This is a genomic window from Streptomyces sp. B21-083, from assembly GCF_036898825.1.
Classification (GTDB): domain Bacteria; phylum Actinomycetota; class Actinomycetes; order Streptomycetales; family Streptomycetaceae; genus Streptomyces.
Window position 1 is genome coordinate 3,054,214 of record NZ_JARUND010000002.1, and the last position, 24,855, is coordinate 3,079,068.

Here is a 24,855-nt window from a genome sequence, read left to right on the forward strand (position 1 = left end):
ACTGCCCTTACGGCAGAAGCCGGAGCTGGTGAGCGTCGCTCAACTTCCGCGCAGTCGACCTTCGTTGGCTCATTCGTGATGTTGACGCTGAAGTTGACCCGCCCGAATACTGGTCGCACGTCGAACAGAGTGCGCCGCCGGCAACGCCCGGACGGGCGGCACGACAGGCACCGGACAGGCACCGGACAGGCCCTGGGTCCGCGGCGTACGCCTTCGGGGGGAAGCGGATGAGTCGACCGCCACTGGGCCGCGCCGAACCGCCCTGGCCGAGGATCACCGACGTGGCGGCGCGCCGGGCGGCGGGCTGGGTGCCGTCTCCGCTCGACTCCTTCGTCCTCAAGGTGCACAGCCGCTGCGACCTGGCCTGCGACTACTGCTACATGTACCGCTCGCACGACCAGAGTTGGCGTGCCCAGCCGCGCACGATGGCCCCGGCGACCCTCGCCCGCACCGCCGAGCGGATCGCCGAGCACCTGTCCGCGCACGGAGTCCCCGAGGCCGGCGTGGTCCTGCACGGCGGCGAGCCGCTGCTGATCGGCGACGAGGCGCTCGCGCGGACGGTCCGCACCCTGCGCACGGTGGTCGGCGACGGGGTACGACTGCACCTGAGCCTGCAGACCAACGGCCTCCGTCTCACCGAGCAACGCCTCGACCTGCTCGGCGAGTTGGACGTGACGGTCGGGGTGAGCACCGACGGCTCCCGGGCCGCCCACGACCTGCACCGCCGGGGCGCCGACGGCCGTGGCAGCCACACCCGGGTCGAGGCTTCGCTGCGTCGCCTGGCGAGCGAGCGCCACCGCCGGCTGTTCGGCGCGCTGCTGTGCACGATCGACCTGCGCAACGACCCGGTACGCACCTACGAGGCCCTGCTGACCCACGGTCCACCGGCCGTCGACTTCCTGCTCCCGCTGGGCAACTGGCAGACCCCGCCGCCCGGTCTGGACCCGCGCGGCCGGCGCACTCCGTACGCGGACTGGCTGTGGGCGGTCTTCGAGCGCTGGTACGGCGCCCGGACCAAGGAGACCTCGGTCCGCCTCCTCGACAACCTCCTCGCCCTGCTGCTCGGCGCCACCCCGCGCACCGAGGCGCTCGGCCTGTCCCCGGTGCGCTACGCGGTGGTCGACACGGACGGTTCCCTCACCCAGGACGACACGCTGCGCACCGCGTACGACGGCGCCGCCCGGACCGGCCTCGACATCCACCGCCACTCCTTCGACACCCTGCTGCTCCACCCGGGCGTCGCGGCCCGCCAGTGGGGCGCCGCCGCCCTGTCCGCCGCCTGCCTCGCCTGTCCCCTGCACCGGGTCTGCGGAGGCGGCCACTACGCCACCCGCTACGACCGTGCCACGGGCTTCGCCAACCCGAGCGTGTACTGCGCCGACCTGACCGAACTGATCGGCCGCGTACGGGGACGCCTCAGCGCGGACCTGGGGACGCCCGGCGTGCCGCTGGCCTCGGGAGCGGCATGAACCCGTCGCCGTACCGGATGCCGGGGGCGCTGTTCGACGCGATCGCCGGGGGCGGCGGCGGGGCGGCGGCCCTGCGGCTGCTGGGCCGTGCCGAGCACAGCAGGCGCCTGGCCTGCGCGTACGCCGTGACCGTGGCGGCCCGGGAGACCGGGGGCCGGGCCGGTGAGGCGGCCGAGCACGCCTGGGGGCTGTTCACCGACGCCACGCGTGCCGCGCCCGACGCGGTGGCCGCCGTACTGACCCACCCGTCGGCGGGCCCCGCCCTGTTCGGCCTGCTGGCCCAGCTGCGCCACCCGAACGGTCAACTCCCGCCGCCCGTACACTGGTTCACCGCCCTGGCGATGTCTGCGGCGGCCCGTGCGGGGCTGCCGACCCGGGCCGAGCTGCCCCTCACCGGTTCCTGGGCCGCCCTGCCTTCCCTGGGCCGGGCCCGCTTCCCCGGCGCCCGCCCCGGCGACCGCGCCGAGGTGCGCGTCGACGGCTCGGGCCACTGCCGCGTCACAGCGGCGGGCGAAACGGTCGAGGTGCCCGGACTCCCGTACCCCGGCGGTCCGTTGAGCGGTCCGGCACCCGAACCCGTCCGCTCCGACGGCTTCCACGGCACCACCGGCCGCTGGCACGGCGCGCAGTTGCTCACCGTCCTCGACGGCGGCGCCCCGCTGCTGCTGGACACCCTCGACCCGCCCTGTTTCCCGCACTCCGCCCGCCACCCCGAGGGCCTCTCCACCGCCGAGGCGCAGCGGTGGGCCGGGCCGGCCCGGGGCGCCTGCCGGCTCCTGCGCGCCGACCATCCCGAGACGTACGCCGAACTGGCCGCCGGACCACACCTGTTGGTGCCGCTGACCCACCCCGGCCACGGCAACAGGAGCGGCAGCAGCGCGGAGACGTTCGGCTGTATGGCGCTGTCTGAGCCGACCTCGGTGACGGGCCTCGCGGTGACCCTCACGCACGAGACACAGCACAACAAACTGGCGGCGCTGCTCCACCTCTTCGACCTGTTCGAACCGGGCGGCCCCGACCGCTTCTACGCCGCCTGGCGCCCCGACCCCCGCCCGCTGCCCGGCCTGTTCCACGGGGCCTACGCGCATCTGGGCGTCGCCCGCTTCTGGGAGCGCCGCCGGGAGACGGAACCCGACCCGGCGCTGCGTGCCACCGCGCACGCCCAGTTCGCCCGCTGGCGGCTGGCCGCCCACGAGGCGACCACCGTCGCCCTGTCCTCGGGCCGTCTCACCCCCCTCGGCCACCGCTTCGCCCAGCACATGCTGACCGCCCTGGACACCCTGCGCCGTCTGCCGGTGCCCGCCCCGGCCCTCCACCACGCCGAATCGGCGGCCCGCGCCCACCGCACCGACTGGCACAACCGGAACGGGGCCGGGGAGGGAGCCCGCAGACTGTCAGCATGAGGGACCGGTACCGGCATGCCTGTCCGACACCGTGGCGTGGCCGGGCCACCGGCCACGGGGTCACGTGCCGCGGGGTCACGTGCCGCGGGGTCACGTGCCGCGGGGTCACGGGGCCACGTGCCGCCGGACCACGGAACCACGTGCCACCGGGCCACCGGGCCACCGGGCCACCGGGCCACCGGGCCACCGGGCCACCGGGCCACCGGGCCACCGGGCCACCGGGCCAGTCTCGCTGAGTCTGCCGGCTGAGTCCCGGCCGGCCCGGTCGCGTGCGGCGCCGCTCTTCTCAGACCGCCCGACCGGTGACGTACCCGGCACTCTCACGTTCGACCTGTCGGCTTCCGTTCCACCCAGCGGACGCGTTACGCGCCGGAAACCTTGACGATCCCTGTGGCGGGTGCCACGATTTCGGCGCCGCGATGTTTACGTAAACATCGCCCCCCTCGGTCTCCGACCGGCATGCGAAAGGGCAAGTTGATGCGTAACATCCTCGGCGCCACCCGCCCCTCCCCCAGACTGCGCGCAGCCCTCGTGGCGCTCGCGATCGCCGCGACCAGCGGTACGGCGGTCGCCGTCAGCCCCGCCTCCGCCTCCACCCCTGCCGCCGCAGGCGGCGCGCCGAGCAAGGGCACCACCCAGTTCAAGGGCGTCAACTGGGCCGACCCGCGCGACAACTTCGCCGACGACCTGCTCCAGCTGTCCGGTCTGTCGACCTCCGACAACTACGCCCGGACGTACGCCAAGTCGACCCGGATCATCGCCGCCTTCCGCGCGAACCTCGGTGCCAACACCGTGCGGCTGCCGATCAACCCGTACACGGTCAACGGCTCCTACTGGAAGTCGTACCGCGCGGTCATCGACGCGGCGTCCGACCAGGGATTCAAGGTGATCGTCTCCTACTGGGAGGGCACCGGCGCCCAGAAGGACGGGTTCATCGACGACACGGCCACCTACTGGCCCATGTGGAACAGGGTCGTCAAGGCCTACAGCAAGGACAGGCACGTCTACTTCGAGCCGATGAACGAGCCGCACGGCTACACGGACACCGAGTGGGCCGACATCGCGGCGAAGTGGCTCGCGACCTACAAGTCCGTGCCCCGTAACCAGGTGTTCGTCAGCGGCGCCGGCTACAACGACCACGTCACGTCCGTCTGCGCCGACCCGCGCCTGAAGGGCACCTATCTGTCGCTGCACCACTACGGCTTCTGGAAGGACTACGCGACCTACGACCAGTGGGTTGCCGACCTGAAGGTACGTATCGGCAACTGCGCCAACCGGACCGTCGCGGACGAGTTCGGGGCCTTCATGACCACGGGGCTCGACTACAACAAGAAGACCCCCGACAACTTCGTCAACTACATGCAGGCCGTCACCGACACCTTCCGCGAGCTGAAGATGGGCTCCGTCTACTGGCCCGGCCTGCGCACCGACGACATGTACTCGATCCAGAAGCTGGTCGGCGACCCCAACCGCCCCTGGCTGGCCACCACCAACCAGTCCGGCGCCGACCGCCTCGCCTGGGGCTGGGGCCGCGGCAAGCCCGTCAAGGGCTGAGTCGAGGACCGAGGTCCAAGGCCGATACGCCGTTGATCGGCGCCGGTCGGGACCGTAGGTTCGAGATCATGACGAACCTACGGATCGGTGTGATGTACGACCGCGACTGGGCCCCGGAAGGGCTGCCCGGATTCGCGCGGCAGGCCGAGGCCCTCGGCGTCGACGACCTGTGGGTGGTCGAGGACCTCGGCTGGAACGGCGGCGTGTCCGCGGCCGCCGTGGCGCTCGGCGCGACGGAAAGGCTGCGGGTCGGCATCGGGATCACCCCGGCCCCGTTGCGCAGCCCGGCGCTGCTGGCGATGGAACTGGCGACGCTGGCCCGGGTGTTCCCGGGCCGGCTCGTCGCCGGGATCGGGCACGGGGTGCGGGAGTGGATGGCCTCGGTCGGCGTCGCCCCCCGCTCGCCGCTGGCCCTGCTGGAGGAGACCATCACCTCCGTGCGGGCCCTGCTGCGCGGGGAGCGGGTCGAGCTGGCGGGTCGCGAAGTGCGCCTGGACGGAATCCAGTTGGTCCACCCGGCCGCCGAACCTCCACCGGTGGTCGCGGGTGTGGTGCGACCCCTCTCACTGGAGCTCTCCGGCCGGGTCGCCGACGGCACCCTGATCGCCGAGGGCCACGGCCCGCGCGACCTGGAGAACACCCGGGCGCTCACCGCGAAGGGCGGCGCCGGCCCTGACCACACCCTCACGGTGCTGGCCTTCTGCTGCGTGGGCGACGACCCCGGCGAGGTGGCGCGGACCCTCCACCCGCAGACGGAGGGCCAGGCCGGCTGGCTCGACCGCCCGCAGGAGGACGTGTTCACCGTGTCCGGCAGCGCCCCGGAGGCCGCCGAGGACATCGCCGCGCTGTCGGCGGCCGGCGCGGACACCGTCGTACTCCGTATCGCCGGTGCCGAGCCGCTGCGCCAACTCGAAGCCGTACTGGGGGCCTTGGGGCGTCGCTGACCGGTGGGTCAGTGCGCGGCGAACTGGACGCGGGTGGGCTGGACGACGTCCGGCCGTACCGTGATCCCGTCGATGGTCAGCTGCTCCCCGTAGATGTCGCTGATCCTGATCGCGCCACCGCATCCGTCGCCCTGCTCGGAGAGAAAGTAGTTGTAGCCGGTGCGCGCCAGCCGGACCCAGCCGCCGCCGGTACGGACTTCGAGGCGGGCCAGCGGATTGCGGTGGCCGATCACCTGGATGCCGCACCAGTACTTGCTGGACCCGGTCTTGTAGCGGATCGAGACCGGGTCGGCCGTGGAGGGGCTCAGCAGGCTCCAGGTGATCGGGATCCGGCCGGTCACGGGGGCGGCGAGCTTGGCGAACGCCTGGGGGCTGAGGTCGAGTTGCCCGGGGAGGCAGGCCCCGGGGCACTCGTTGGTGATCCGTACCGTGACGGAGGCCCCGCTCGCCGCGCGGACGAGGATGTACGCCCCGCACGCCATGGACGTCTCGTAGTCGGCGGTGTTCATCGCGGCGGTCATGACGTCGCTGGTCGGCCCGTACAGGCAGGCGCCGTCACCGCTTCCGGTGTCGTAGAAGGTGGCGACCCCCGTGTAGGTGGTGCCGGGCTGGATCCGCCCCGCCAACGGCGCCGACCCGGAGGCCGGGCGGGCGGCGACGCCACCGCTGCCACTGCCGTCACCCGTGGCCGGGGCCTTGGGCCTGGCCTTCGGTTTCGGCTTCGCGGCGGCCGGGACGGTCGGCGTGGCCTTCGGGGCGGGGGAGCGGGTCGCCGAGGGCGTCGGGGACGGCGTGGGCTCCGGTGTGGTGGGCGGAACGATCACCCGGGCGCCGGCGGCGGACGCGACCGTCCCGGCCTCGTCGTCGGCCTGGTGGCCGGGCCGTAGAGCCATGACCAGGGATATGACGATCGCGACGGCCGCGGCGGCGGCGCAGACGAGAACGCCGCGCCGGTGACGGGGAGAACGGCGCTGGGAACGTCGTGAGGAACGGGACGCCACGGCAATGGTCCTTAACTGGTCCGGAAGTACAGGTGCTCGATGGAAGTACAAGTGCTCGATGCGAGGCTCCGGTTGAGGCAGCTTCCGGCCCTCAGTCGCCACCGCGCCCGAAAAGGTTGCCGCGGTTTCGCGGATCCGGTGAAAGTCGCCTCCCCTCCTCGGCCGCGGTGGGCCGCGCCGCCGTCTTCCGTGCGCGGTCTGACCCTGGCCGTAACAGCGGTCCTGCCCCTGTACGGGCCCACGGCGGTACAGGCGGCGCAGGAGGTACAGGAGGTACAGGAGGTACAGCGGCGCAGGCCGGGGCGACCGCGGTCGCGGTCTGCGGGCGTACCAGCGCGCAGCCCACGCTGGAACGGGGAGCGACGGGGGACGCGGCGGCCGAGGCCCAGTGCCAACTGAACCTGGCGACGAAGCCGAGCCGGTACACGCCGATCGCGGCGGACGACTCGTTCGGGCCGGCGACGGAGACACGGGTCAGGGAGTTCCAGCGGTGTGCCGGGCTGGGCGTGGACGGTGTGCTCGGCCCCCAGACCTGGGCGGCGCTCAACACCTGGGCCGCCGAGCCGCACACCTGCGCGACCCAGGGCACGTCCGGCACGGCGCAGGCGACCGTGTGCGGCCACACCGACACGCGGCCGACACTGAAGCGGGGTGCGAAGAGCGCTGAGGTCAAGGAGGTGCAGTGCCGGCTGAACCTCGCCATGGAGGCGTTCCACTATCCGCCGCTGACGATCGACGGCGACTTCGGGGACGGTACGGAATCCCGGGTCGTCGAGTTCCAGCACTGCGCCAACCTCGGGGCCGACGGCACGGTGGGCCCGAACACCTGGGCGAAGCTGGTGGACTGGTCCAGCCGTAACACGTACTGCACGCCACCGCGTCCCGCCGGGTACCCCATCGACGGCCTCGACACCGCCAAGTACCAGCACCCCGGCGGCGCGCCGATCGACTGGAAGGCCGTGCGGGCCTCGGGCGTCGAGTTCGCGACGGTCAAGGCCACCCGGGGCATGAACGTCACCGACGAGTACCTCACCGCCGACCTCCAGGGAGCGCGGGCGGCGGGGCTGGCCGTGGCGCCGTACCACTTCTACACGGGCACGGCGGCGGACACGGGTGGCGCCCAGGCCGACCGGTTCATCGCCGCCGTACGCGCGACCGGCTACACCGGGCGGCGGGCGGGCGACCTCCCGCCGGTCTTCGACCTGGAACGCATGGACGACGGCAGCGGACGCTGTCCCACCTACGGCACGGTGGACGACGCCAGGGCCTGGCTCGACCGGGTGGAGGCGGCCTTCGGCCGTACGCCGATCGTCTACACCCAGAAGTCCGTCCTGGACGACTGCCTGGGTTCGACCACCGCCTTCGCCCGGTATCCGCTGCAACTCGCGGACTACCGCCAGTCGATCACCCAGCCGCCGCTGCCCAACGGCTCGACGACCTGGGCGATGTGGCAGTACACGGACGCCGCGCTCTTCCCGGGCATCCAGGCACCGGCGACCGCCGACGTCTTCAACGGCACCCAGGCCGACCTGGACCGCCTGGCCAACCGCACCTGACCCACGTAACGAAACGGAGACCACCATGATCCGCAGCAAGGCGTTCGCCTCGGTCCTGCTCACCGCGACCGCGCTGCTGGGAGCGGGCGTCGCGCCCGCCTCCGCGCAGTCCTCCGCCGCCGCGGCCAGCTGCTACGGCGGCGCGAAGACCCTGACGTACACCTACTCGACGGCCGCCAAGGAGTACGGCACCTACACCACGTCCTCGCGCTGCGGTGACATCAACATGCGGCTCGTCACGGACAAGCCCGGGGTGTATCTGGACGCCTGCGTGGTGTTCGTCGACCACACCACCAAGTGCAACCACGACAACACGTACTCCACCCACGGCACCGAGTGGGCGACCGTCGCCACCGACGTCAAGGACGGCACCCACTTCGTCCTGCGGGTGCGCGCCTACGACACCGACGCGCAGAACGTGACGTTCCAGCTCGCCTACTGACCGCCCCACCACCCACCACCCACCACCCACCACCCAGCGCACCTCCTCGCACCCCCGTTTCCGAAAGGACGACCATGACCCCCTCCTTCCGCCCCATCGACCGCCGCACCATGCTGCGCGGCACGCTCGCCGCCGGCGCCGGCGCCGCGTTCGGTCAGCTGCTGTTCTCGGGTGTCGCCCAGGCCTACTCGTGGTCGCGCACCATGAACCAGGGCGACAACGGCGCCGACGTGACCGAGCTGCAGATCAGGATCGCGGGCTGGGCGGCGGACAGCGCCGGCCACAGCCGGGTCGGCGTCGACGGGGACTTCGGCCCCGGTACGGAGGCTGCCGTGAAGCGGTTCCAGGCGGCGTACGGTCTCACCGCCGACGGCAGCGCCGGGCCCAACACCCAGCCGAAGCTCGACGCGCTGGAGCAGTCGGACGGCTCCACGCTCCACTTCAACTGGAGCGAGTTCGTGGACCAGTCGAGCGGCAACTTCAACGGCGGCAAGCTGAGCGCGGCGCAGGTGAAGGAGAACGCCCGCCGCTGCATGTACAAGCTGGAGGCGCTGCGCAAGAAGCTGGGCGACAAGCCGATCACGGTCAACTCCGGCTTCCGGAGCATCGCCCAAACGCCGACATCGGCGGGGCCAGCGACAGCATGCACCTGTACGGCACCGCGGCCGACCTCGACGTGCCCGGCGTGGCCACCAAGACCGTCTACCAGAAGGCGGAGACCTGCGGGTTCTCCGGGCTGGAGAGGTACACCGTCGACCACCAGCACGTCGACAGCAGGGCCGACCTCGGCCGTGACTGGTGGTGGGAGAGCGGCACGATCTGACCCCGCCCCGGACGACCGACGATCCGGGCCGGCCTCCCGCAGCTCCTGTGCGCTGGAAGCCCGCTCCCGTGGCGCGGGTCTGACGCCCCGTGAGTCGGACGTCCTGGCGCGGCTCGCGCAGGGCGACTCCATCGCGGAGATCGCCGGGCGCCGGGAATGCGGGAGAGCACCGTCAAGGCACACGTCAGCCGGATCCTCGGCGCGCTGGGCGCCGGCAACCGCGTCCATGCCACCCTGCCGGCCCGCGAAGCGGAGCTGGGCGACCACGGCTGACGGCTGACCGGTTCGGCACCGGGTGGGCGGTCGGCTAGGTGGAGCGGGTCTCGTGTTCCTGAGCCGTGCCGGGGGCGAGCAGTCGGCGTATGCGCTCGTACTCGGCGGCCATCTCCGGTGTCGCGAGGAAGTCGTCGAGGCGGGCGGAGACTTGGTGGTCGATGTCCTCGACGGAACGGATGGCGAGTTCTTGAAGTGCTCTCCTTCGTAAACGAGGGAGGTTCCTGCCTACCTTGCGGTGGCGGGCTTGACGCCGCGGGGACGCCTGGCGACTGCCCTCCCGGCAGCCGGGATGAGCGCGTGGCCCATCCGGTACAGGTGCAAGACGTTCCGGGCCGCGTTCCAGTCGGCGTTGCCGGACCAGCCGCAGTCGGGGTTCTTGCACACGAACGTGGCCTGGTCCTGGCGGCTGCCCGGTGTGGTGACCCCACAGGCCGAGCAGCGCAGGGAGGTGCCGGGGGCGGGAACCTTGTGCAGGGTGCCGCCGTGGCGGACAGTCTTGTACGTCAGCATCGTCACGGTGCGCCCCCATGCCTCCTGGCTGATGGAGCGGTTCAGGCCGGACTTCTGGGCGACGTTCTTCCCGGGTTCCTCGATGGTGCCCCTGGCGGACTTGACCATGTTCGTAATGGTGAGCGCTTCGACCACGACGGTGCCGTACTGCTTGGCAATGTTGGTGGTGGTCTTGTGCTGCCAGTCAACGGCGCGGCGCGTGGCTTTTGCGCGGAGCTGCTTGATCTGGTCGTAGGTGTGCTGCAAGCGGCGGGAGGTCTTCTCGCCGCGTGTGCGGTGCTGCTTGCGCTGGGCGGCGTGTCGTTCCAGGTCCAGCAGCTTGGCCTTCTCCTGCGGGTTCAGCCACTTGTCCCGGTCGGCCCTCCCGTCGGGGAGGCGGGGCGGGCGCCCGTGGTCCTGGTGATTGCCGTCGGACAGGGCCAGGGGCAGGTTCACACCGGCATCGATGCCGGCCTCCGGCCCCTGATGGGGTTCGGGTGTCGCCTCAAGGCTCTGGACGCGGAAGGCGATGTGCCAGCCGAGTGCGTCCTTGACCAGCCGGGCACCGGTGATCCGGTTCTCGCTGTCGGCTCGCTTGCCGACCGGGAGATCCTTTGTCCAGCGGAAGCGGACCCGGCCGATCCTGGGGATGTTGACCATGCCCCAGCGCCGGTGCACGCGGGTGATGTTCAGGTCCCGGCCCTGCGGGATGTCCACCGACATCACCGTGCGCAGGCGGGCCTTGAAGTTCGGTGCGTCGGCGCGCCTGTCCCAGCAGTTCTTCCACGCCTGGAAGTACGTCTTGAGCACCGCCTGCGCGGCCTGGGCGGGGAGCGCGCCGAGCCAGTCGATGTCCTTGCGGGCCTGGCGGATCGCCCCGTCGGCCACGGCCAGGGAACGCTTCTCCTTCGGGAGCATCGTCCACCAGTCGTGCAGGCAGTTCCACATCGTGCGGGCCGCGTGCGCCTGGTCATCCATGAGCCGGATCTGCACAGGCGTCAGCGCCAATCGGGCGCGGTGCCCGACCTGCCTCTTCTCCTGCACACGTTCCGTAGTCACACGATCACTGTAGCATTTGGTTCATGTCACCACGGTGGAACCCAAACCCCGATGTGCGCACAGGACGTCACGTTATCCACAACCTGCACGTCCACTTGGTGTTCATCACCAAGTACCGGCGCAAGGCATTCACGGACGAGATGCTGACCAGATGCGAGAAGATCATGCGCGAGGTCTGCCAGGACTTCGAGGCCGAGCTGAAGCAGTTCAACGGCGAAGAAGACCACGTGCACCTGCTGGTGCACTACCCGCCCAAGGTCCAGCTCTCCAGACTGGTCAACTCCCTCAAAGGCGTCTCCTCCCGACACCTGCGCAAGGATTACGACGCACATGTCCGCCGGCACCTGTGGGGCGGACATTTCTGGTCCGGCTCGTACTTCGCCGGAAGCTGCGGCGGGGCACCCCTGACCGTCGTACGCCAGTACATCGAGAACCAGCAGCGCCCCGTGTGACCGGCCGAGGCCAACAGCGCAGATCCATGCCCCAAGCCGAGGTCAGAGCAGTATTGAGATGCGCTTCACCTCCCCCGTAAACGGGGGAGCACTGCGCAAGATCAAAGGTAGAGCTCCGCGCGCTGGTGGTGCCGCAGATAGCTGTGCCAGTGCGCCAACGCCCTGATGACGGTGAGGACTCCGGTGTCCAGATCGTCCTCGACCAGGATGCCGTCGTAGATCGTCGCGAGCTTGTCGTGCAGTTCGGAGCGGCGCTGATCGTCAGGACGTTCGCGCCGGCGGTGACGAGTGCCGCCCGGGCTTCCTCGGTGAGTTCGTCGTCGGCGGCGTCGCGAAGCAGTTCCGGCCGGACACTCCCCTCGCCGGCCCCGACGATCAACTGGAGGATCTCCGCCTCGACTTCGCTGTAGTTCACGCCCGCAGCCTATTGACCGGCGGCGGCCGGTGGATTCGGGGCCGGGGGCCCCGACGTCTCACCCCGGCCCCACGTCGGCCGTGTCGAAGCCCTCAACCCCCGTCCCGCCGTGCCGGAGCCGGGCCGCTGCTCTCCCGCACGATCAGTTCCGGCTCGGCCCACAGGGGCAGGGCCGGGGCGGTGTCGGGTTCGAGGAGTCGGTGGAGCAGGCCGAAGCAGCCCCGGCCGAGGCCTTCGAAGTCGAGGCGGACGGTGGTCAGGGCGGGGTGGGCGTAGGCGGAGTGGGGGGCGTCGTCGAAGCCGACCACGCTCAGGTCGCCCGGCACGTCCCGGCCCACCTCCCTGGCCGCGCGCAGGACGCCGAGTGCCAGGTCGTCGTTGCCGCAGAGCACGGCCGTGACCGACGGGTCGACCAGCAGTGAGCGGGCGGCGAGGTAGCCGGACCGCGGGCTCCACCCGGCGTCGAGCGGTTCCGGGAGGGGCTTGCCGGCCGCCCTCAGGGCGTCGCGCCAGCCCGCGGTGCGCTGGCCGGTACGGGTGGTGGAGGACGGGATCGCCACGTAGTGCACGGTCTCGTGGCCGAGGCCGAGGAGATAACGCGTGGCCTGAGCCGCGGCCGCCCGGTCGTCCAGCCAGAGCTCGGGCCGGTCCCCGGGGCCGCCGTCCTCGGGCCGTTCCACCACCGCCGCTGCCGGGAACCCGGCGGGCAGTGCCTGCCATGCCCGTACGCCCGGTGCGTCGAAGGCGATGACCAGCACAGCCTCCCCCGGCCGGCTGACCCGGGCCGCGACATCCGCTGGCTGCTGGGCCGAGCCGGCGTCGAGCACGCTGATCCCGACCGCGAAGTCGGCCGCCCGTGCCGCCTCCTCGATGCCCTTCAGGGTCGCAGAAGCCCCGTACAAGGATGTGTCGGAGGTCAGCACGGTCACCGAGCGCACCGCACCGCCGGCGAGCGCCCGGGCCATCCGGTTGGGCGTGTAGCCCAGCTCGGCGATGACACGCAGGACCCGGGCCCGGGTCGACTCCCTGACTTTGGGGTGACCGTTGACGACCCGGGAGACGGTCTGGTGGGACACGCCCGCCTCCTTGGCGACGTCCCGGATGCTGACGGTCCTCTGCATGGTGGGGACGGCTCCTCGTCGGTGCTGGCTCGGTACTGCGTCGGTACGGGGACCGCCAGGGCTGACGGTACCGCCAGGAGAAAGTTCCGCACGGAGTATTGCGGGAGCCAAATGTTACCGTTCACACTTCTCCTGCCTCGACGACGCGAGGCACGCGGGGATCCCGGTCCGCCGCAGTTCCGCCTCACTTCGCGACTGCGCCACCGCGCGCGCTCCACCCCGCACGCCTGCACTTCAACTGCCAACTGCCCCACTGGCCACTGCCAACCGCCAAAAACTCCCTGTCGCGGCCCCCGGGCGCGAAATGTGAACGTTAACATTCACGTCCACAAGAGCGTCCCGGCCGCGCATTCACCTACCGCTCATCCACATACAGGACGGGTTTGTTCCATGCCATCAACAAGAACCACCGTGACCCGCTGGACGAGACGTGTCGCCGTCCAGGTGTCGGTCCTCGGTCTGGCTGTCGCCGGGCTGTTCGCCGTGGGCGGGGGCCGGGCGCCGTCGGCGGACCTCGGCCCGGCCGAGCCGGTCGCGGTGAGCACGAACCAGGTCGCGGTTCCGTCGGCACCGATGGGCTGGGCCTCCTGGAACAGCTTCGCCAGCAGCATCGACTACAACACCATCAAGGCCCAGGCCGACGCCCTCGTCTCGTCCGGCATGGCCGCCGCCGGCTACAAGTACGTCAACATCGACGACGGCTGGTGGCAGGGCGCCCGGGACGGCAACGGGAAGATCGTCACCGACGAGAGCCTGTTCCCCGGTGGCATGAAGGCCATGGCCGACTACATCCACAGCAAGGGCCTGAAGGCGGGCATCTACACCGACGCGGGCAAGCAGGGCTGCGGCTACTACTACCCCACCACCAGGCCCGCGGCGCCCAACACCGGCAGTGAGGGCCACTACCAGCAGGACATGCAGACGTTCCAGGAGTGGGGCTACGACTTCGTCAAGGTCGACTGGTGCGGCGGCAACGCCGAGGGCCTCGACCAGGAGACGACGTACAAGGCGATGAGCGCCGCCAACGACGCCGCCGCCGCGGTCACCGGCCACAAGCTGGTCCTGTCGTTCTGCGAGTGGGGCACCGGCAACCCCTGGAACTGGGGCGCGGGCACGGCCCCGATGTGGCGTACCAGCACGGACATCCTCTTCTGGGGCAACAGCCCGTCCGCGGCCAACATGCTGACCAACTTCGACAAGACGCTGCATCCCTCGTCCCAGCACACCGGGTACTACAACGACCCGGACATGCTGATGATCGGCATCAGCGGCTTCACCGCCGCCCAGAACCGCACGCACATGGGCCTGTGGGCGATCTCCGGCGCCCCTCTGCTGGCCGGCAACAACCTCGCCACCATGAGCTCCACGACGGCGTCGATCCTCAAGAACCCCGAGGTCATCGCCATCGACCAGGACGCGCGCGGCCTCCAGGGCGTCAAGGTCGCCGAGGACACCAAGGGCCTGCAGGTCTACAGCAAGGTCCTGTCGGGCACCGGCAAGCGTGCGGTGCTGCTGCTCAACCGCACCTCCTCGGCCGCCTCCGTCACCGCCCGCTGGGCCGACCTGGGCCTGACCACGGCCTCCGCCGCCGTGCGTGACGTGTGGACGGCGACGAACCTGGGCAGCTCCGCGACGAGCTACACGACCGCGGTCCCAGCCGGCGAGGCGGTGCTGCTCACCGTCTCCGGCACCGAGGCAGCCGGCACCACCTACGAGGCGGAGTCCTCGGCCAACTCCCTTGCCGGTACGGTCGCCACCGCCACCTGCGCCAACTGCTCGGGCGGCTCGCTGACCGGCTCGATCGGCAACGGCTCCGCCAACACCCTGACGTTCAACAACGTCAACGCCTCGGCCTCCGGCGTGAAGCTCGCCACCATCGCCTACGTCAACGGCGACAGCACCGCCCGCACGGCGACGCTCCAGGTCAACGGCCAGCAGCCCACGCTGGTCTCGTTCCCGCCGACCGGCTCCTGGACCACCCCGGGCACGGTCTCCGTCCTGGTGGGCGCGGCCAAGGGCTCCAACACCCTGAAGTTCTCCAACAGCGGCGGCTGGGCGCCCGACCTCGACGCCGTCCTCGTCTCGGACATCGCGGGCACCAACGGCGCCGAGATCATCGGCGCCGGTTCCGGCCGCTGCCTCGACCTCGCCAGGAACACCATCACCAACGGCACCCAACTCGCCCTGTGGGACTGCTTCGGCGGGCACAACCAGACCTTCACGTCCACCTCGCGCGGTGAACTCGTGGTCTACGGCGACAAGTGCCTCGACGCCGACAACAACGGCACCACCAACGGCACGAAGGTCATCATCTGGGACTGCACCGGCGGCACCAACCAGAAGTGGACCGTCAACTCCAACGGCACCATCACCAACAACCAGTCCGGGCTCTGCCTCGACGCGGTCAGCAACGGCACCGCCAACGGGACCAAGATCGACCTGTGGACGTGCAACAGCGGAACCAACCAGAAGTGGACGCTCAACTGACGGCCTGACGGCCTGTCGTCGCCGTTCGCTCCCCGTCGGCGGGCGGGCCGGGTCCTCCGGTCCGCCCGGCGTCTTCGACGAGACCATCTGGCTGCTGGACCCGGACGCGGTACGAGCCGTACTGCGACCGAGCTGCCCGTCCGCGTCACCGATCCGCCGGCTCGGCCTCCCGGGCGGCGGCGAGGGGCTGGGCGGCATAGGTGATGCGGACGACACCGTCGGCGTGGCGTTCCGTCTCGCCCCGGACACCGAAGACGTCACGGAGGATCTCCGGGGTCAGTACCTCCAGGACCGGGCCGGCTGCCGTCACCTCGCCCTCGTGGAGTACGACCAGGTGGTCGCAGAGGCGAGCGGCGAGGTCGAGGTCGTGCAGGACGGCCAGGGTGGTGACTCCCGTGCTGCGGATCAGGTCCAGAAGCTCGAAACGGGCGCGGATGTCGAGGTGGTTGGTCAGCTCGTCCAGCACGAGCAGTTGTGGTCGCTGGGCCAACGCGCGTGCCAGCAGGACGCGTTGGCGTTCGCCGCCCGAGAGGGTCGCGTAGTCCCGGTCCGCGAAGGGCGCGACACCGCAGCGGGTCACCGCCTCGGCGACGGCCTCGCGGTCCTCGGATCCGTCCCGGCCCAGCAGACCGTGGTGGGGGGTGCGGCCGAGGGCGACGATCTCGGTCACCGTCAGGCCCGTGGTGGTGCCGGAGTCCTGGAGGACGGCCGCTGTGCGACGGGCGGCGGTGCGGGTGGAGAGTTCCCATACGTTGCCGTCGCCGACCCTGACCACTCCGGCGGCGGGGCGCAGTGAGCGGTAGACCGTGCGGAGCAGGGTGGACTTGCCGCTGCCGTTGGGGCCGACGAGCCCGACGACGTCGCCCTTGGCGGCCTCCAGGTTCACCGCGCGGAGGATCGGCCGGCGGTCCAGGGTGATGTGGAGCTGGTCCACGGTCAGTTTCATACGCTGTCCAGGCCCTTGTTGCGGCGCAGCAGCCACAGGAAGAAGGGGGCGCCGAGCAGGGCGGTGAGGATGCCCAGCGGGAGTTCGTTCGGGCGGGTGAGGGTGCGGGAGAGCAGGTCCACGAGGACCAGGTAGACGGCGCCCAGAAGGGCCGTGAGCGGGATGAGCCTGCGGTGGTCGGCACCGGTGGTGAGCCGGACCAGGTGGGGGATCATCAGGCCGACGAAGCCCACCCCGCCGGCGACGGCGATGACCGTGCCGGTGAGCAGCGCGCTGATGACGAGCAGGACGGCCCGCAGCCGGTTGACGTCCACGCCGAGGGCGGTGGCGGACTCGTCGCCGGCCAGCAGGGCGTTGAGCCGCCGGCCGAACAGGGTCAGCAGGACGGTGCTAGCGAGAACGACGCCCGTGACGGTGGGCAGTTGGCTCCACTGGGCGCCGGCGACACTGCCCAGCATCCAGAACATCACCGTACGCAACTCGGTCGGCGTCGCCAGCAGTTGGACGAAGCTGGTCATCGAGAGCAGGACGTAGCCGACCGCCACCCCTGCCAGCACCACCCTGGTGGGGGCGAGCCGGCCCTGTCGCTGCCCCAGGACGAAGACCAGGGTCCCCGCTGCCAGGGCCCCGACGAACGCCGCGCCGGAGACACCGAGTGCGCCCAGGCCGCCCAGGGTGACGCCGCCGAGGGTGATGACCAGGACCGCGCCGAGCGAGGCGCCGTAGGAGAAGCCCAGGACGACGGGGTCGGCGAGGGGGTTGGTGACCAGGGTCTGGAGCACCGCCCCGGCCACCGCCAGGCCCGCGCCGACGAGGGCCGCCAGGGCGACCCGGGGGGTCCGGAAGGTCCACACGATCTGGTCGAGCGCGGGGTCTGCGGTGGCGCCCCGGCCGGTGAGGTGGTGGAGGAGGATCGCCCACACGTCACCGACGGGGATGTTGACCGCGCCGATGCTCACCGCCACCACCATGACCGCGACGAGCACGACGAGCAGGACTCCTGCGGCCAGGGACAGCCGCAGGCCGTTCAGACCCTGTCGGGGTGCAGCATCGCGGCGATCTTCTCGACCGCCAGGTCGTTGCTGGGGCCGAGGTACATCGAGTCCGACAGAGCCACGTACGTGTTGTTCTTCGCGGCCGGCCACTGGGGGAACTCCTTCAGCAGTTTCCTGGCGTAGGCAGCCGGGTTCGGGTCGTTGTAGCCGATGACGACGAGCGCGTCGACGTCGGTGGCGGCCACCTTCTCCTTGCTCAGGTCGGCGAAGGAGGTCTTGGACGTGTTCTCGAAGGCGTTGGAGCCGCCGGCCTTGGCGAGGATGTCGTTGTAGATGCCCTTGGCGACGACCGAGCTGAAGTCGTTGCCACCCATGGCCATGTTGGAGAACAGGACCATCACCTTGGGCTGCTTCTCGCCCTGCACCTTCCCGGCGACCTCGGCGATGTGCTTCTCCGACGCGGCGACGATCTTCTCGGCCCGGTCGCTCCGGTCGAAGATCCTGCCCATGTCGCGCAGCAGGGTGTAGCTGTCGGCGGTGGTCATCCTGGTGGTGTCCTGGTCGCAACCCTGCGGCGAGACATAGGTGTTGGCGCCGACCTGCTTCAACTGCCCGCGGGTGGCGAAGCCGTTCTTCTCGTCGAAGCCGTACGACGTCGTCGACAGCACCAGGTCCGGGCGCAGCCCGATCATCGCCTCGCGCGGGACGTCGTAGGCGTCGTTCAGTTTCACGTCACCGTCGGGCAGCGCCCTGATGGCGGCGGAGCGGCCCGCGACCTCCGACATGCCGTAGCTCTGCTGGTTGGCCACGATTTTGTCCTGGACGCCGAGGGCGAGGAGCGTGGAGACCTCCGCGACCGAGGCTCCGTTCATGACGACGACCCGGCCGGGCTCCTCGGTGATCTTCTCCGTGACTCCGCAGTTCTCCAGGGTCACCGGGTAGCCGGACTTCGCGGCGGCCGCTTCCACCTTGCCGTCGGCGGCGCCCGTGTCGGTCGAGGAGCCGGCGCAGGCCGAGGTGACCAGACACAGGGCGCCGGCCAGGGCGATGGCGGCGGGCCGTTTCTTCGGCATACGTGCTCCTTGCGGCGGGGCGTTCGTGGGACGGGCGTTCGTGGGGCTGCGGGCTCTGTCGCAGTAGTCGGGAGGCGGAGCCGATGAGTTCCCGGCGGAGCCCGACTACTTCGCGGGGCTTGCCGGATGGGTTCTCCGTCCGGCCGGCGGGGCGGGCAGGGCGCCGGTGGAGACGCAGTGGTCGAGGTAACGGAAGACGAGGTCCCGGTCGGCGGGCGGGCAGGTGATGCCGCTGCCGCGCAGTCCGGTCACGACGTTGTCGGCGCGTACGCGTCCCAGGCGCAGGTCGGGGCCGGCGGCGGCCGCGGGGTCGGGCGCCGCTTCGGGTGCCGTTTCCCAGGAGTCGAAGAAGGCGAGCGTGGTCGCCGCGACGCCGGAGGAACGCGGCAGTTCGGCACGCCACCGGTCCAGGGGCAGGCGTCGCAGCGGATAGCCGTACTCCTCCAGCCAGTCGTAGACGTCGCTGAGCCGCACCGGAGGCGTGGCGGCGTGGTTGAAGACGGTCGCCGCCGCGCCGGCCGGTCCGAGGCAGAGACGGACGAGGGCTTCGGCGATGTGGTCGACGGGGGTCCAGGTCTCCTCCTCGAACAGCTCGGGGACGATGCCGGCGGGTATTCCGGCGCGCAGGACGCTCCACAGGAAGTCCCGTTCGTTCACATGGCCGGTGGCGGCCGGGCCGACGATCCGGCCGAGCCGGTGCACGGTGACCGGCAGTCCACGCTCGGCGGCCTGTTCGAGCAGGCGCTCGGCCGCCCACTTCGACTGCTGGTAGCCGTAGCGCAGGCCGGAGTGGGGTGGGAAGAACGCCTCCGGCACCTCGGGGGCGAGTGCGAGCGGTGGGGCGACGGAGAGCGTGGACACGAAGTGCAGGGGGATCGCGCGTACGGCCGCCAGGCGCAGCAGTTCCCGGGTCGACTCGGTGTTGGCGGCGCGCAGGGTGGCGTAGTCCCGCATGATGCTGACGGTCGCCGCGTTGTGGAGGATCGCCCCGCAGGTGCGGGCCAGTTCGGCGAACCACGCCTCGTCCAGGCCCAGTCGGGGGCGGGAGAGGTCGGCGGGGAGCGCCGTGACGCGTGTGTGCTCCGTGTCCGTGAGGTGGATCCGGTGGGTCTGAAGGGCCTGGTGGATACGGGCCGTGGCCTCGGCGGGGCTCGGGGCCCGGACGGTGCAGACGACCTCGGCTTCGGTGCTCGTCAGGAGCTGTGCCAACAGGTGTACGCCGACGAAGCCGGTCGCGCCGGTCAGCAGGATCCGGTCCGGTGTGCCGCTCGCCCTGGGCCCGGCGCCGGGGCGGATGTCCGGGTCGAGGACGGTGTCGGCGAGCAGGGTCGGCGGAAGCCCGGTAGTCGCGGGGCGGGCCCGCTGCCCCAGGAAGCGTGCGAGTTCGGCGACCCTGGGGTACTGGAAGAGCCAGGCGACCTTGACCTCGCGGCCCAGTTCGACGCCGAGCCGGTTGGCGGCCTGGATGGCCTGGAGCGACTGGGCGCCGAGGTCGAACACGTCGTCCTGCGCGGCGACGGAGGCCACGCTGAGCAGTTGTCGCCAGACGCTGGCGATGGTGGATTCCAGGGTGCTGTCGGGCGCGTCGGCCTGTTCGCCGGAGCCGGGGCCGGGGCCGGGGCCGGGTGCAGGCGCGGCGAGTGCCTTCCGGTCGGTCTTTCCCGAGCCCGTCCGGGGCAGCCGTTCCAGGAACTCGACCGCCGAAGGGATCATCGCCGGTGGCAGCGTGGTCCGGAGATGGTCCCTGATCGCGGTCACGGCCGGGGCGGGCCCGTCCGGGACGACGTACGCGGCCAGCCGTCGGGTCCCGTCCGCCAGCACCTGTCCAACGACGGCGGCGTCACGGACGCTCGCGTGAGCGAGGAGGACGCTCTCCACCTCGGCCGGGTGCACGCGCTGCCCGCTGATCTTGAACTCGGTGTCGGACCGGCCCAGATACCGCAGTTGACCGTCGTCGCCGATCCGTACGAGGTCGCCGGTGCGGTAGGCGCGGGGGGCTCCGGGGAGCGTGTGGAGGGGGGCGAAGCGGTCGGCGTCAGGAGAGCGGTCTCCTCGGTAGCCGACGGCCAGGTTGTCGCCCAGGAGATGGAGTTCGCCGTCGACGACCGCTGCCCGTGTGCCCGGCAGCGGGAGTCCGATGGGTACGTCGCCGGGGGCGAGGCCGGGGTCGTGGAGGTCGGCGACGGTGGCGACCACGGTGGCCTCGGTCGGGCCGTACGTGTTGAGCAGCCGCACCGACGTGCCGACGGCCTTGCGCCAGCGGTCGACGCGTTCGGGCAGGGCCGCCTCGCCGCCGATGACGACGGTCCGCACCCCGGAGGGCAGGACGGCGGCGCCGGTCGACAGGGCGTAGGCCACCTCGTGCCAGTAGGCCGTGGGCAGGTCGAGGAAGCTGATGCGCGAGCGGTCGCACGCGTCGAGGAAGGCGGGAACCGAGTCGGTCATGTCGTCGGCGCGGACGACGAGCGTGGCGCCCGTGCACAGGGTGAGGAAGATTTCCTCGACGCTGGTGTCGAAGTGCAGGGGGGCGAACTGCAGCACGCGGTCGGCGCGTTGGACGCCGTAGCGGTGGGTGGCACCGGCGACGAAGTGGGCGAGGGCCCGGTGTCCGATCTCGACACCCTTGGGGTGTCCGGTGGAGCCGGAGGTGTGCAGGACGTACGCGAGACCCTCCGGCGCCGGAATGGTCGGCGAGACCATGCCAGACACCGGCGGGGCATCCACCACGACGCCCCCGCAAGCAGGACCGTCCGGCGCCGGCACGGCCGGCCCGATCGTGTTGGGCGTCGGCGGGGCATCCGTCAGGGCGTCGGCGTAGGTGCGGGCCGTCAGGGTCAGTGCGGGGTGGGCGTTGTGCAGCAACTCGGCTCTGCGTGCCGGAGGTGTGGTCGGGTCGAGGGGGCAGTAGGCGGCGCCGGTGAGCAGGACACCGAGGATGGCGGTGATCGCGTCGATGCCGCGCGGCATGGCCACGGCCACCAGGTCCCCGGGGCCCACCCCTCGGGCGGCGAGTCGGCGGCCGAGGTCACGCGCCGAACCGAAGAGCTCCGCGTACGTCACGCTGCGGCCGTCGTGCTCTACGGCCACGACCCCGCCGCGCCGGGCGGCCTGGTCGGCGATCAGCCCGAGCACCGAGCGCGCCGGGCCCGGCAGTGGCCCGCCGTCCAGGACAGGGACGGGGACGGACTCACGCGCCCGCAGGTCCGAGAGTGGCCGGTCGGGGGCGGCGACCGCCTCGCCCAGCAGGGTGAGAAGCCCCTCCTGGAACGCGGTGACGCCGGCCTCGTCGTAGAGGTCGGGGTTGGCGTCCACGGCGATGCGCAGGCCGGCGCCCTCGGAGCGGTCGTAGACGTTGACGGACAGGTCGTCGACGGGGCCTGCGGAGACGTTGTGGACGGTGCTGCGGTGTCCGGCGAACCGCAGGTCGTACGCGAACGGCATGATGTTGACGCCCGGGCCGGACAACCGGCGCTGTCCCCCGACGAGTCCGAGGTCGCGGCGCAGCTGTTCGTAGCGGTACCGCTGGTGCGGGAGACCGGCGCGCAGTTCGCGGGAGACGCGGTCGGCGAGGTCGCGCAAAGTGTCCGCCGGGGTGACGGGGACGCGCAGGGGCAGGATGTTGCGGACCATGCACGGCACCCGGAGGGATACGGAGCCGAGGCGGCCCATCGTGGGGAGGCTGAGGACGATCTCCGGAGCGCCGGTCGCGTGGTGCAGCCGGGCCGCTGTGACCGCCAGCAGGACTTCGGACCAGGTGACTCGCAGGTCGTGGGCGACGGCGCGCAGGGTTTCCGTCCGTGCCGCGCCGAGGTCGACGACCCGCCGGTGGAAGGTGTGCGCGGGCAGGGCGGACCGGTCGGCGGGCGTGGCCACGGGTGGTCGGTCCGCGTACCGGTCCGCCCAGTGGGCGCGGTCCTTCGTGCGGCGCGGCGACTCCCGGTAGGCGCCCTCCTCCTCCCGGACCGAGGCCAGGGTGCCGAAGCCGCTGTCCTCCACCGGCTCGCCCGCGATGAGAGCCGTGTAGACGTGGGCGACCCGGCGGGCGACCAGTGACAGGCCGAAGCCGTCGAGGGCGATGTGGTGGACGCGGTGGTACCAGAGGTACTCCTGCGGGGCGATCCGCAGCAGGGCATGGCCGAAGAGCGGGCCGTGGGCCAGGTCGGCGGGGCGGGCCATGTCCTCGTCCATCCAGGCCAGGGCCGCCGCGCGGGGATCGGGCTCGGCGGTGAGGTCGTCCGTGTGCAGGGACCAGTCGCCGACGGGGGCGGTCGTCTCCCAGGGCCGCCCCTGGTCGTCGGCCACGTAGGCGACGTTCAGGGCCTCCGTCTCCGCGACCACGTGGTGCAGGGCGGTGTCGAAGACGGCCGCGTCCATCGGACCGTGGATGTGCACGTACTCGGCCGTGTTGAACGCCGGGCTGTCCGGGTCGAGCAACTGGCCGGTCCAGATGCCTTCCTGGGCGGCGAGCAGCGGCTGACGCCCCGTCATCTTGCTGTCTCCTGACGTGCGGAGAGCAGCTGCCACCACTGACCGAACGAGGTGCGTTCGGCGAGTTCGACGAAGGTGGCCTCCACACCGGTCGCCCGCCACCGCTCCATGAGGGTGACGATGCGCAGGGAGTCGAGTCCGGCGTAGAGGGGGTTGTCGGCGAGGTCGACCTCGTCGGGCCGCAGGTACAGGTACTCCGCCAGGTCCGCACGGAAGCCCTCCAGCGTGAGGGGAGCAGGCATGTCGTTCTCTCTCCGGGTCTCAGGTGTCAGGTCTGTCGAGGAAGTGCCGGTCAGTTGACCTTGCGGGCGGAGTCGCCCCAAAAGCGGTCGCGCAGTTCGCGCCGGAGGATCTTGCCGCTGGGGTTGCGCGGGACGCTGTCGATGAACTCGTAGCGGGCGGGCAGCTTGAAGCTCGCGAGCCTCGGCACGAGGAAGGTGTGCAAGTCCCGTGGAGTGGGCGGCTGTTCGGGGTCGGGGACGACGAAGGCGTGCACGTACTCGCCCCAGCGTTCGTCGGGGGCGCCCACGACGACGGCCTCGGCCACCCCCGGATGTGCTTCCAGTACGTTCTCGATCTCGGCCGGGTAGACGTTCTCGCCGGCGACGAGGACGGCGTCCTTGATGCGGTCGCGGATGAAGACGTAGCCGTCCTCGTCGATGAATCCGGCGTCCCCGGTGTGGATCCAGCCGTCGACGAGCGTCTCGGCGGTCCTCTCGGGCAGTCCCCAGTACTCGACCATGTGGGCGGGCGTGGCGAGGCAGACCTCACCGACCGCGCCGGGCGGGAGTTCGCGGCCCTCGCCGTCGATCACCTTGGCGCGTACGCCCGGGTACGGCCGTCCGGCGGCCTGCATGAGCGAGCCACCCGGGACGTGGGCGGCCGGGGGCAGACAGACGGCGGTGTTGCCGGTCTCGGTGAGGCCGTAGATCTGGGCGAACTCGCAGTCGAGGACGGCGAGGCTCTCCTCCAGCAGGGCCTCGGAGATCGGGGAGCCGCCGTAGACCGTCTTGCGCAGGGTGGTGAAGTCCTCGGCGCCGACGCCGGGTTCGGTCAGCATCATGCGGAGCATGGCCGGGACGACGCAGGCGGTGGTGATGCCGAGATCGCGGATGAGGTCGACGGCCTCGCGCGGGGCGAAGGCGCGCATCGCGACGATCGTCGTGCCCGCGTCGAGGTTCTGCGTCGCCCACCACAGGCCGCCGATGTGGAAGCCGGGGATGCCGACCAGCGCGATGTCACCGGCGCGCCAGTCGATCCAGTCGAGGCCCTCGCTCGCCAGGGCGTCCCGGATCGCGAAGAAGCTGCGGTGGGCGAGGACGACGCCCTTGGGCAGGCCGGTGGTGCCGCTGGTGTAGATCTGGGCGACCGGGGTGTCCGGGGTCGCGGTGTCCGGGAGTTCGGTGTCGGGGTGGGGTGCCTTCCAGGCGGCGAAGGACTCGCCGAGTGCGACGACCGTCTCAGGGGGCGCGGTCGGCATCTTCTCGACGATCGGGACGAACTCGTCCTCCAGGAAGAGGAGTCGGGTGCCGGAGTCCTGGAGGATGTGGCTGACCTCGGGCGCGGCGAGCCGCCAGTTGACGGGGACCAGGACGGTGCCGCTCTTGGCGCAGGCGAAGAGGATCTCGTAGTAGTGCTCGGACTCCTTGCCGAGGTACGCGACCCGGTCCCCCGCCGTCAGGCCGGCGGCCAGGAGAGCGTGGGCGACGCGGTTGCTCTCGCGGTGCAGTCGCTCGTAGGTCAGGGTGCGGCCCTCGCAGAGGATCGCGGGGGTGGTGGGCCGGTGCCGGGCGTGGAAGCTCGTGGTCCGGACGAGTGTCCGGAGTTCCGGTTGGTGGAGCGTGTCCGTGGTCATGGCTGTC

Annotated in this window: 18 protein-coding genes and 3 pseudogenes; 12 read left to right on the forward strand and 9 right to left on the reverse strand. The window is 71.4% G+C overall.

Translation table 11 applies throughout. The features are described from left to right. Positions 1 to 227: 227 nt before the first annotated feature. The 4 genes from QA861_RS37605 (at position 228) to QA861_RS37620 (ending at position 5,370) form a co-directional block, all read left to right on the forward strand. Positions 228 to 1,469: an FxsB family cyclophane-forming radical SAM/SPASM peptide maturase gene (locus QA861_RS37605; RefSeq protein ID WP_334593246.1), complete on the forward strand. Its 1,242-nt coding sequence runs from the start codon at positions 228 to 230 to the stop codon at positions 1,467 to 1,469. Then, a complete protein-coding gene (locus tag QA861_RS37610) occupies positions 1,466 to 2,872 on the forward strand; it encodes an HEXXH motif domain-containing protein (protein ID WP_334593247.1) in 1,407 nt (468 codons plus the stop codon). The genes QA861_RS37605 and QA861_RS37610 overlap by 4 nt, the downstream gene beginning before the upstream one ends. Before the next feature lie 477 nt (positions 2,873 to 3,349). Next, the gene (locus tag QA861_RS37615) at positions 3,350 to 4,426 is read left to right on the forward strand and encodes a glycoside hydrolase family 5 protein (protein ID WP_334593248.1); all 1,077 of its coding nucleotides are present in this window, start codon (positions 3,350 to 3,352) and stop codon (positions 4,424 to 4,426) included. Between the two features lie 68 nt (positions 4,427 to 4,494). Beyond that, positions 4,495 to 5,370 carry an LLM class flavin-dependent oxidoreductase gene (locus tag QA861_RS37620; RefSeq protein WP_334593249.1) on the forward strand — a complete coding sequence of 292 codons (876 nt, stop codon included), beginning with the start codon at positions 4,495 to 4,497 and terminating at the stop codon, positions 5,368 to 5,370. 8 nt (positions 5,371 to 5,378) lie between these two features. Here QA861_RS37620 and QA861_RS37625 read toward each other — a convergent pair whose 3' ends face one another. Then, complete coding sequence (locus tag QA861_RS37625; protein ID WP_334593250.1) at positions 5,379 to 6,371, reverse strand: expansin EXLX1 family cellulose-binding protein; 993 nt, start codon at positions 6,369 to 6,371, stop codon at positions 5,379 to 5,381. Positions 6,372 to 6,538: 167 nt separating this feature from the next. Here QA861_RS37625 and QA861_RS37630 point away from each other — a divergent pair. The 5 genes and pseudogenes from QA861_RS37630 to QA861_RS37650 form a co-directional block, all read left to right on the forward strand. Continuing rightward, a pseudogene (locus QA861_RS37630) lies at positions 6,539 to 6,856 on the forward strand (peptidoglycan-binding domain-containing protein); the annotation flags it as partial. Between the two features lie 21 nt (positions 6,857 to 6,877). Next, on the forward strand, positions 6,878 to 7,927 hold the full coding sequence (locus QA861_RS37635) for a GH25 family lysozyme (RefSeq protein ID WP_334594972.1): 1,050 nt from the start codon (positions 6,878 to 6,880) through the stop codon (positions 7,925 to 7,927). Positions 7,928 to 7,952: 25 nt separating this feature from the next. Further along, the gene (locus QA861_RS37640) at positions 7,953 to 8,369 is read left to right on the forward strand and encodes a hypothetical protein (protein ID WP_334593252.1); all 417 of its coding nucleotides are present in this window, start codon (positions 7,953 to 7,955) and stop codon (positions 8,367 to 8,369) included. Positions 8,370 to 8,443: 74 nt separating this feature from the next. Continuing rightward, a pseudogene (locus QA861_RS37645) lies at positions 8,444 to 9,192 on the forward strand (D-Ala-D-Ala carboxypeptidase family metallohydrolase). A gap of 49 nt (positions 9,193 to 9,241) precedes the next feature. Then, positions 9,242 to 9,465, forward strand: a pseudogene (locus QA861_RS37650) (response regulator transcription factor); the annotation flags it as partial. A gap of 228 nt (positions 9,466 to 9,693) precedes the next feature. On the opposite strand, the gene QA861_RS37655 reads toward QA861_RS37650, so the two are convergent. Next, the gene (locus QA861_RS37655) at positions 9,694 to 11,016 is read right to left on the reverse strand and encodes an RNA-guided endonuclease InsQ/TnpB family protein (protein ID WP_334593253.1); all 1,323 of its coding nucleotides are present in this window, start codon (positions 11,014 to 11,016) and stop codon (positions 9,694 to 9,696) included. Positions 11,017 to 11,039: 23 nt separating this feature from the next. On the opposite strand from QA861_RS37655, the gene tnpA reads away from it, so the two are divergent. Together tnpA and QA861_RS37665 are read left to right on the forward strand one after the other, a co-directional pair. Next, positions 11,040 to 11,468 carry an IS200/IS605 family transposase gene (gene tnpA, locus QA861_RS37660; protein ID WP_334593255.1) on the forward strand — a complete coding sequence of 143 codons (429 nt, stop codon included), beginning with the start codon at positions 11,040 to 11,042 and terminating at the stop codon, positions 11,466 to 11,468. Between the two features lie 149 nt (positions 11,469 to 11,617). Continuing rightward, the gene (locus QA861_RS37665; RefSeq protein ID WP_334593257.1) at positions 11,618 to 11,878 is read left to right on the forward strand and encodes a hypothetical protein; all 261 of its coding nucleotides are present in this window, start codon (positions 11,618 to 11,620) and stop codon (positions 11,876 to 11,878) included. Positions 11,879 to 11,975: 97 nt separating this feature from the next. Here the strand turns inward: QA861_RS37665 and QA861_RS37670 are convergent, their stop codons facing one another. Then, entirely contained in the window at positions 11,976 to 13,004 is a 1,029-nt protein-coding gene (locus QA861_RS37670; RefSeq protein ID WP_334593258.1) for a LacI family DNA-binding transcriptional regulator, read from the reverse strand. A 390-nt stretch (positions 13,005 to 13,394) separates the two neighbouring features. On the opposite strand from QA861_RS37670, the gene QA861_RS37675 reads away from it, so the two are divergent. Then, on the forward strand, positions 13,395 to 15,491 hold the full coding sequence (locus QA861_RS37675; RefSeq protein WP_334593259.1) for an RICIN domain-containing protein: 2,097 nt from the start codon (positions 13,395 to 13,397) through the stop codon (positions 15,489 to 15,491). Positions 15,492 to 15,636: 145 nt separating this feature from the next. On the opposite strand, the gene QA861_RS37680 is transcribed toward QA861_RS37675, so the two are convergent. The 6 genes from QA861_RS37680 to scoC form a co-directional block, all read right to left on the reverse strand. Next, complete coding sequence (locus tag QA861_RS37680) at positions 15,637 to 16,437, reverse strand: ABC transporter ATP-binding protein (protein WP_334593261.1); 801 nt, start codon at positions 16,435 to 16,437, stop codon at positions 15,637 to 15,639. Further along, positions 16,434 to 17,408 (reverse strand): FecCD family ABC transporter permease, encoded by a 975-nt coding sequence (locus QA861_RS37685; RefSeq protein ID WP_334594973.1) that lies wholly within the window; start codon positions 17,406 to 17,408, stop codon positions 16,434 to 16,436. The genes QA861_RS37680 and QA861_RS37685 overlap by 4 nt, the downstream gene beginning before the upstream one ends. Positions 17,409 to 17,464: 56 nt before the next feature. Further along, the gene (locus QA861_RS37690; protein WP_334593263.1) at positions 17,465 to 18,505 is read right to left on the reverse strand and encodes an ABC transporter substrate-binding protein; all 1,041 of its coding nucleotides are present in this window, start codon (positions 18,503 to 18,505) and stop codon (positions 17,465 to 17,467) included. Between the two features lie 105 nt (positions 18,506 to 18,610). Then, a complete protein-coding gene (locus QA861_RS37695; protein WP_334593264.1) occupies positions 18,611 to 22,993 on the reverse strand; it encodes a non-ribosomal peptide synthetase in 4,383 nt (1,460 codons plus the stop codon). Then, on the reverse strand, positions 22,990 to 23,235 hold the full coding sequence (locus QA861_RS37700) for a phosphopantetheine-binding protein (protein ID WP_334593266.1): 246 nt from the start codon (positions 23,233 to 23,235) through the stop codon (positions 22,990 to 22,992). Before QA861_RS37700 ends, QA861_RS37695 begins: the two co-directional genes overlap by 4 nt. A gap of 50 nt (positions 23,236 to 23,285) precedes the next feature. Beyond that, a complete protein-coding gene (gene scoC, locus QA861_RS37705; RefSeq protein ID WP_334593268.1) occupies positions 23,286 to 24,848 on the reverse strand; it encodes a fatty acid-ACP ligase ScoC in 1,563 nt (520 codons plus the stop codon). Positions 24,849 to 24,855: the final 7 nt, after the last annotated feature.

Coding starts and splice junctions, on each gene's coding strand:
- QA861_RS37605 (WP_334593246.1), top strand. CDS start 228: ATGAGTCGACCGCCACTGGGCCGCGCCGAACCGCCCTGGCCGAGGATC.
- QA861_RS37610 (WP_334593247.1), top strand. CDS start 1,466: ATGAACCCGTCGCCGTACCGGATGCCGGGGGCGCTGTTCGACGCGATC.
- QA861_RS37615 (WP_334593248.1), top strand. CDS start 3,350: ATGCGTAACATCCTCGGCGCCACCCGCCCCTCCCCCAGACTGCGCGCA.
- QA861_RS37620 (WP_334593249.1), top strand. CDS start 4,495: ATGACGAACCTACGGATCGGTGTGATGTACGACCGCGACTGGGCCCCG.
- QA861_RS37640 (WP_334593252.1), top strand. CDS start 7,953: ATGATCCGCAGCAAGGCGTTCGCCTCGGTCCTGCTCACCGCGACCGCG.
- tnpA (WP_334593255.1), top strand. CDS start 11,040: ATGTCACCACGGTGGAACCCAAACCCCGATGTGCGCACAGGACGTCAC.
- QA861_RS37670 (WP_334593258.1), bottom strand. CDS start 13,004: ATGCAGAGGACCGTCAGCATCCGGGACGTCGCCAAGGAGGCGGGCGTG.
- QA861_RS37675 (WP_334593259.1), top strand. CDS start 13,395: ATGCCATCAACAAGAACCACCGTGACCCGCTGGACGAGACGTGTCGCC.
- QA861_RS37680 (WP_334593261.1), bottom strand. CDS start 16,437: ATGAAACTGACCGTGGACCAGCTCCACATCACCCTGGACCGCCGGCCG.
- QA861_RS37685 (WP_334594973.1), bottom strand. CDS start 17,408: ATGGTGGTGGCGGTGAGCATCGGCGCGGTCAACATCCCCGTCGGTGAC.
- QA861_RS37690 (WP_334593263.1), bottom strand. CDS start 18,505: ATGCCGAAGAAACGGCCCGCCGCCATCGCCCTGGCCGGCGCCCTGTGT.
- QA861_RS37695 (WP_334593264.1), bottom strand. CDS start 22,993: ATGACGGGGCGTCAGCCGCTGCTCGCCGCCCAGGAAGGCATCTGGACC.
- QA861_RS37700 (WP_334593266.1), bottom strand. CDS start 23,235: ATGCCTGCTCCCCTCACGCTGGAGGGCTTCCGTGCGGACCTGGCGGAG.
- scoC (WP_334593268.1), bottom strand. CDS start 24,848: ATGACCACGGACACGCTCCACCAACCGGAACTCCGGACACTCGTCCGG.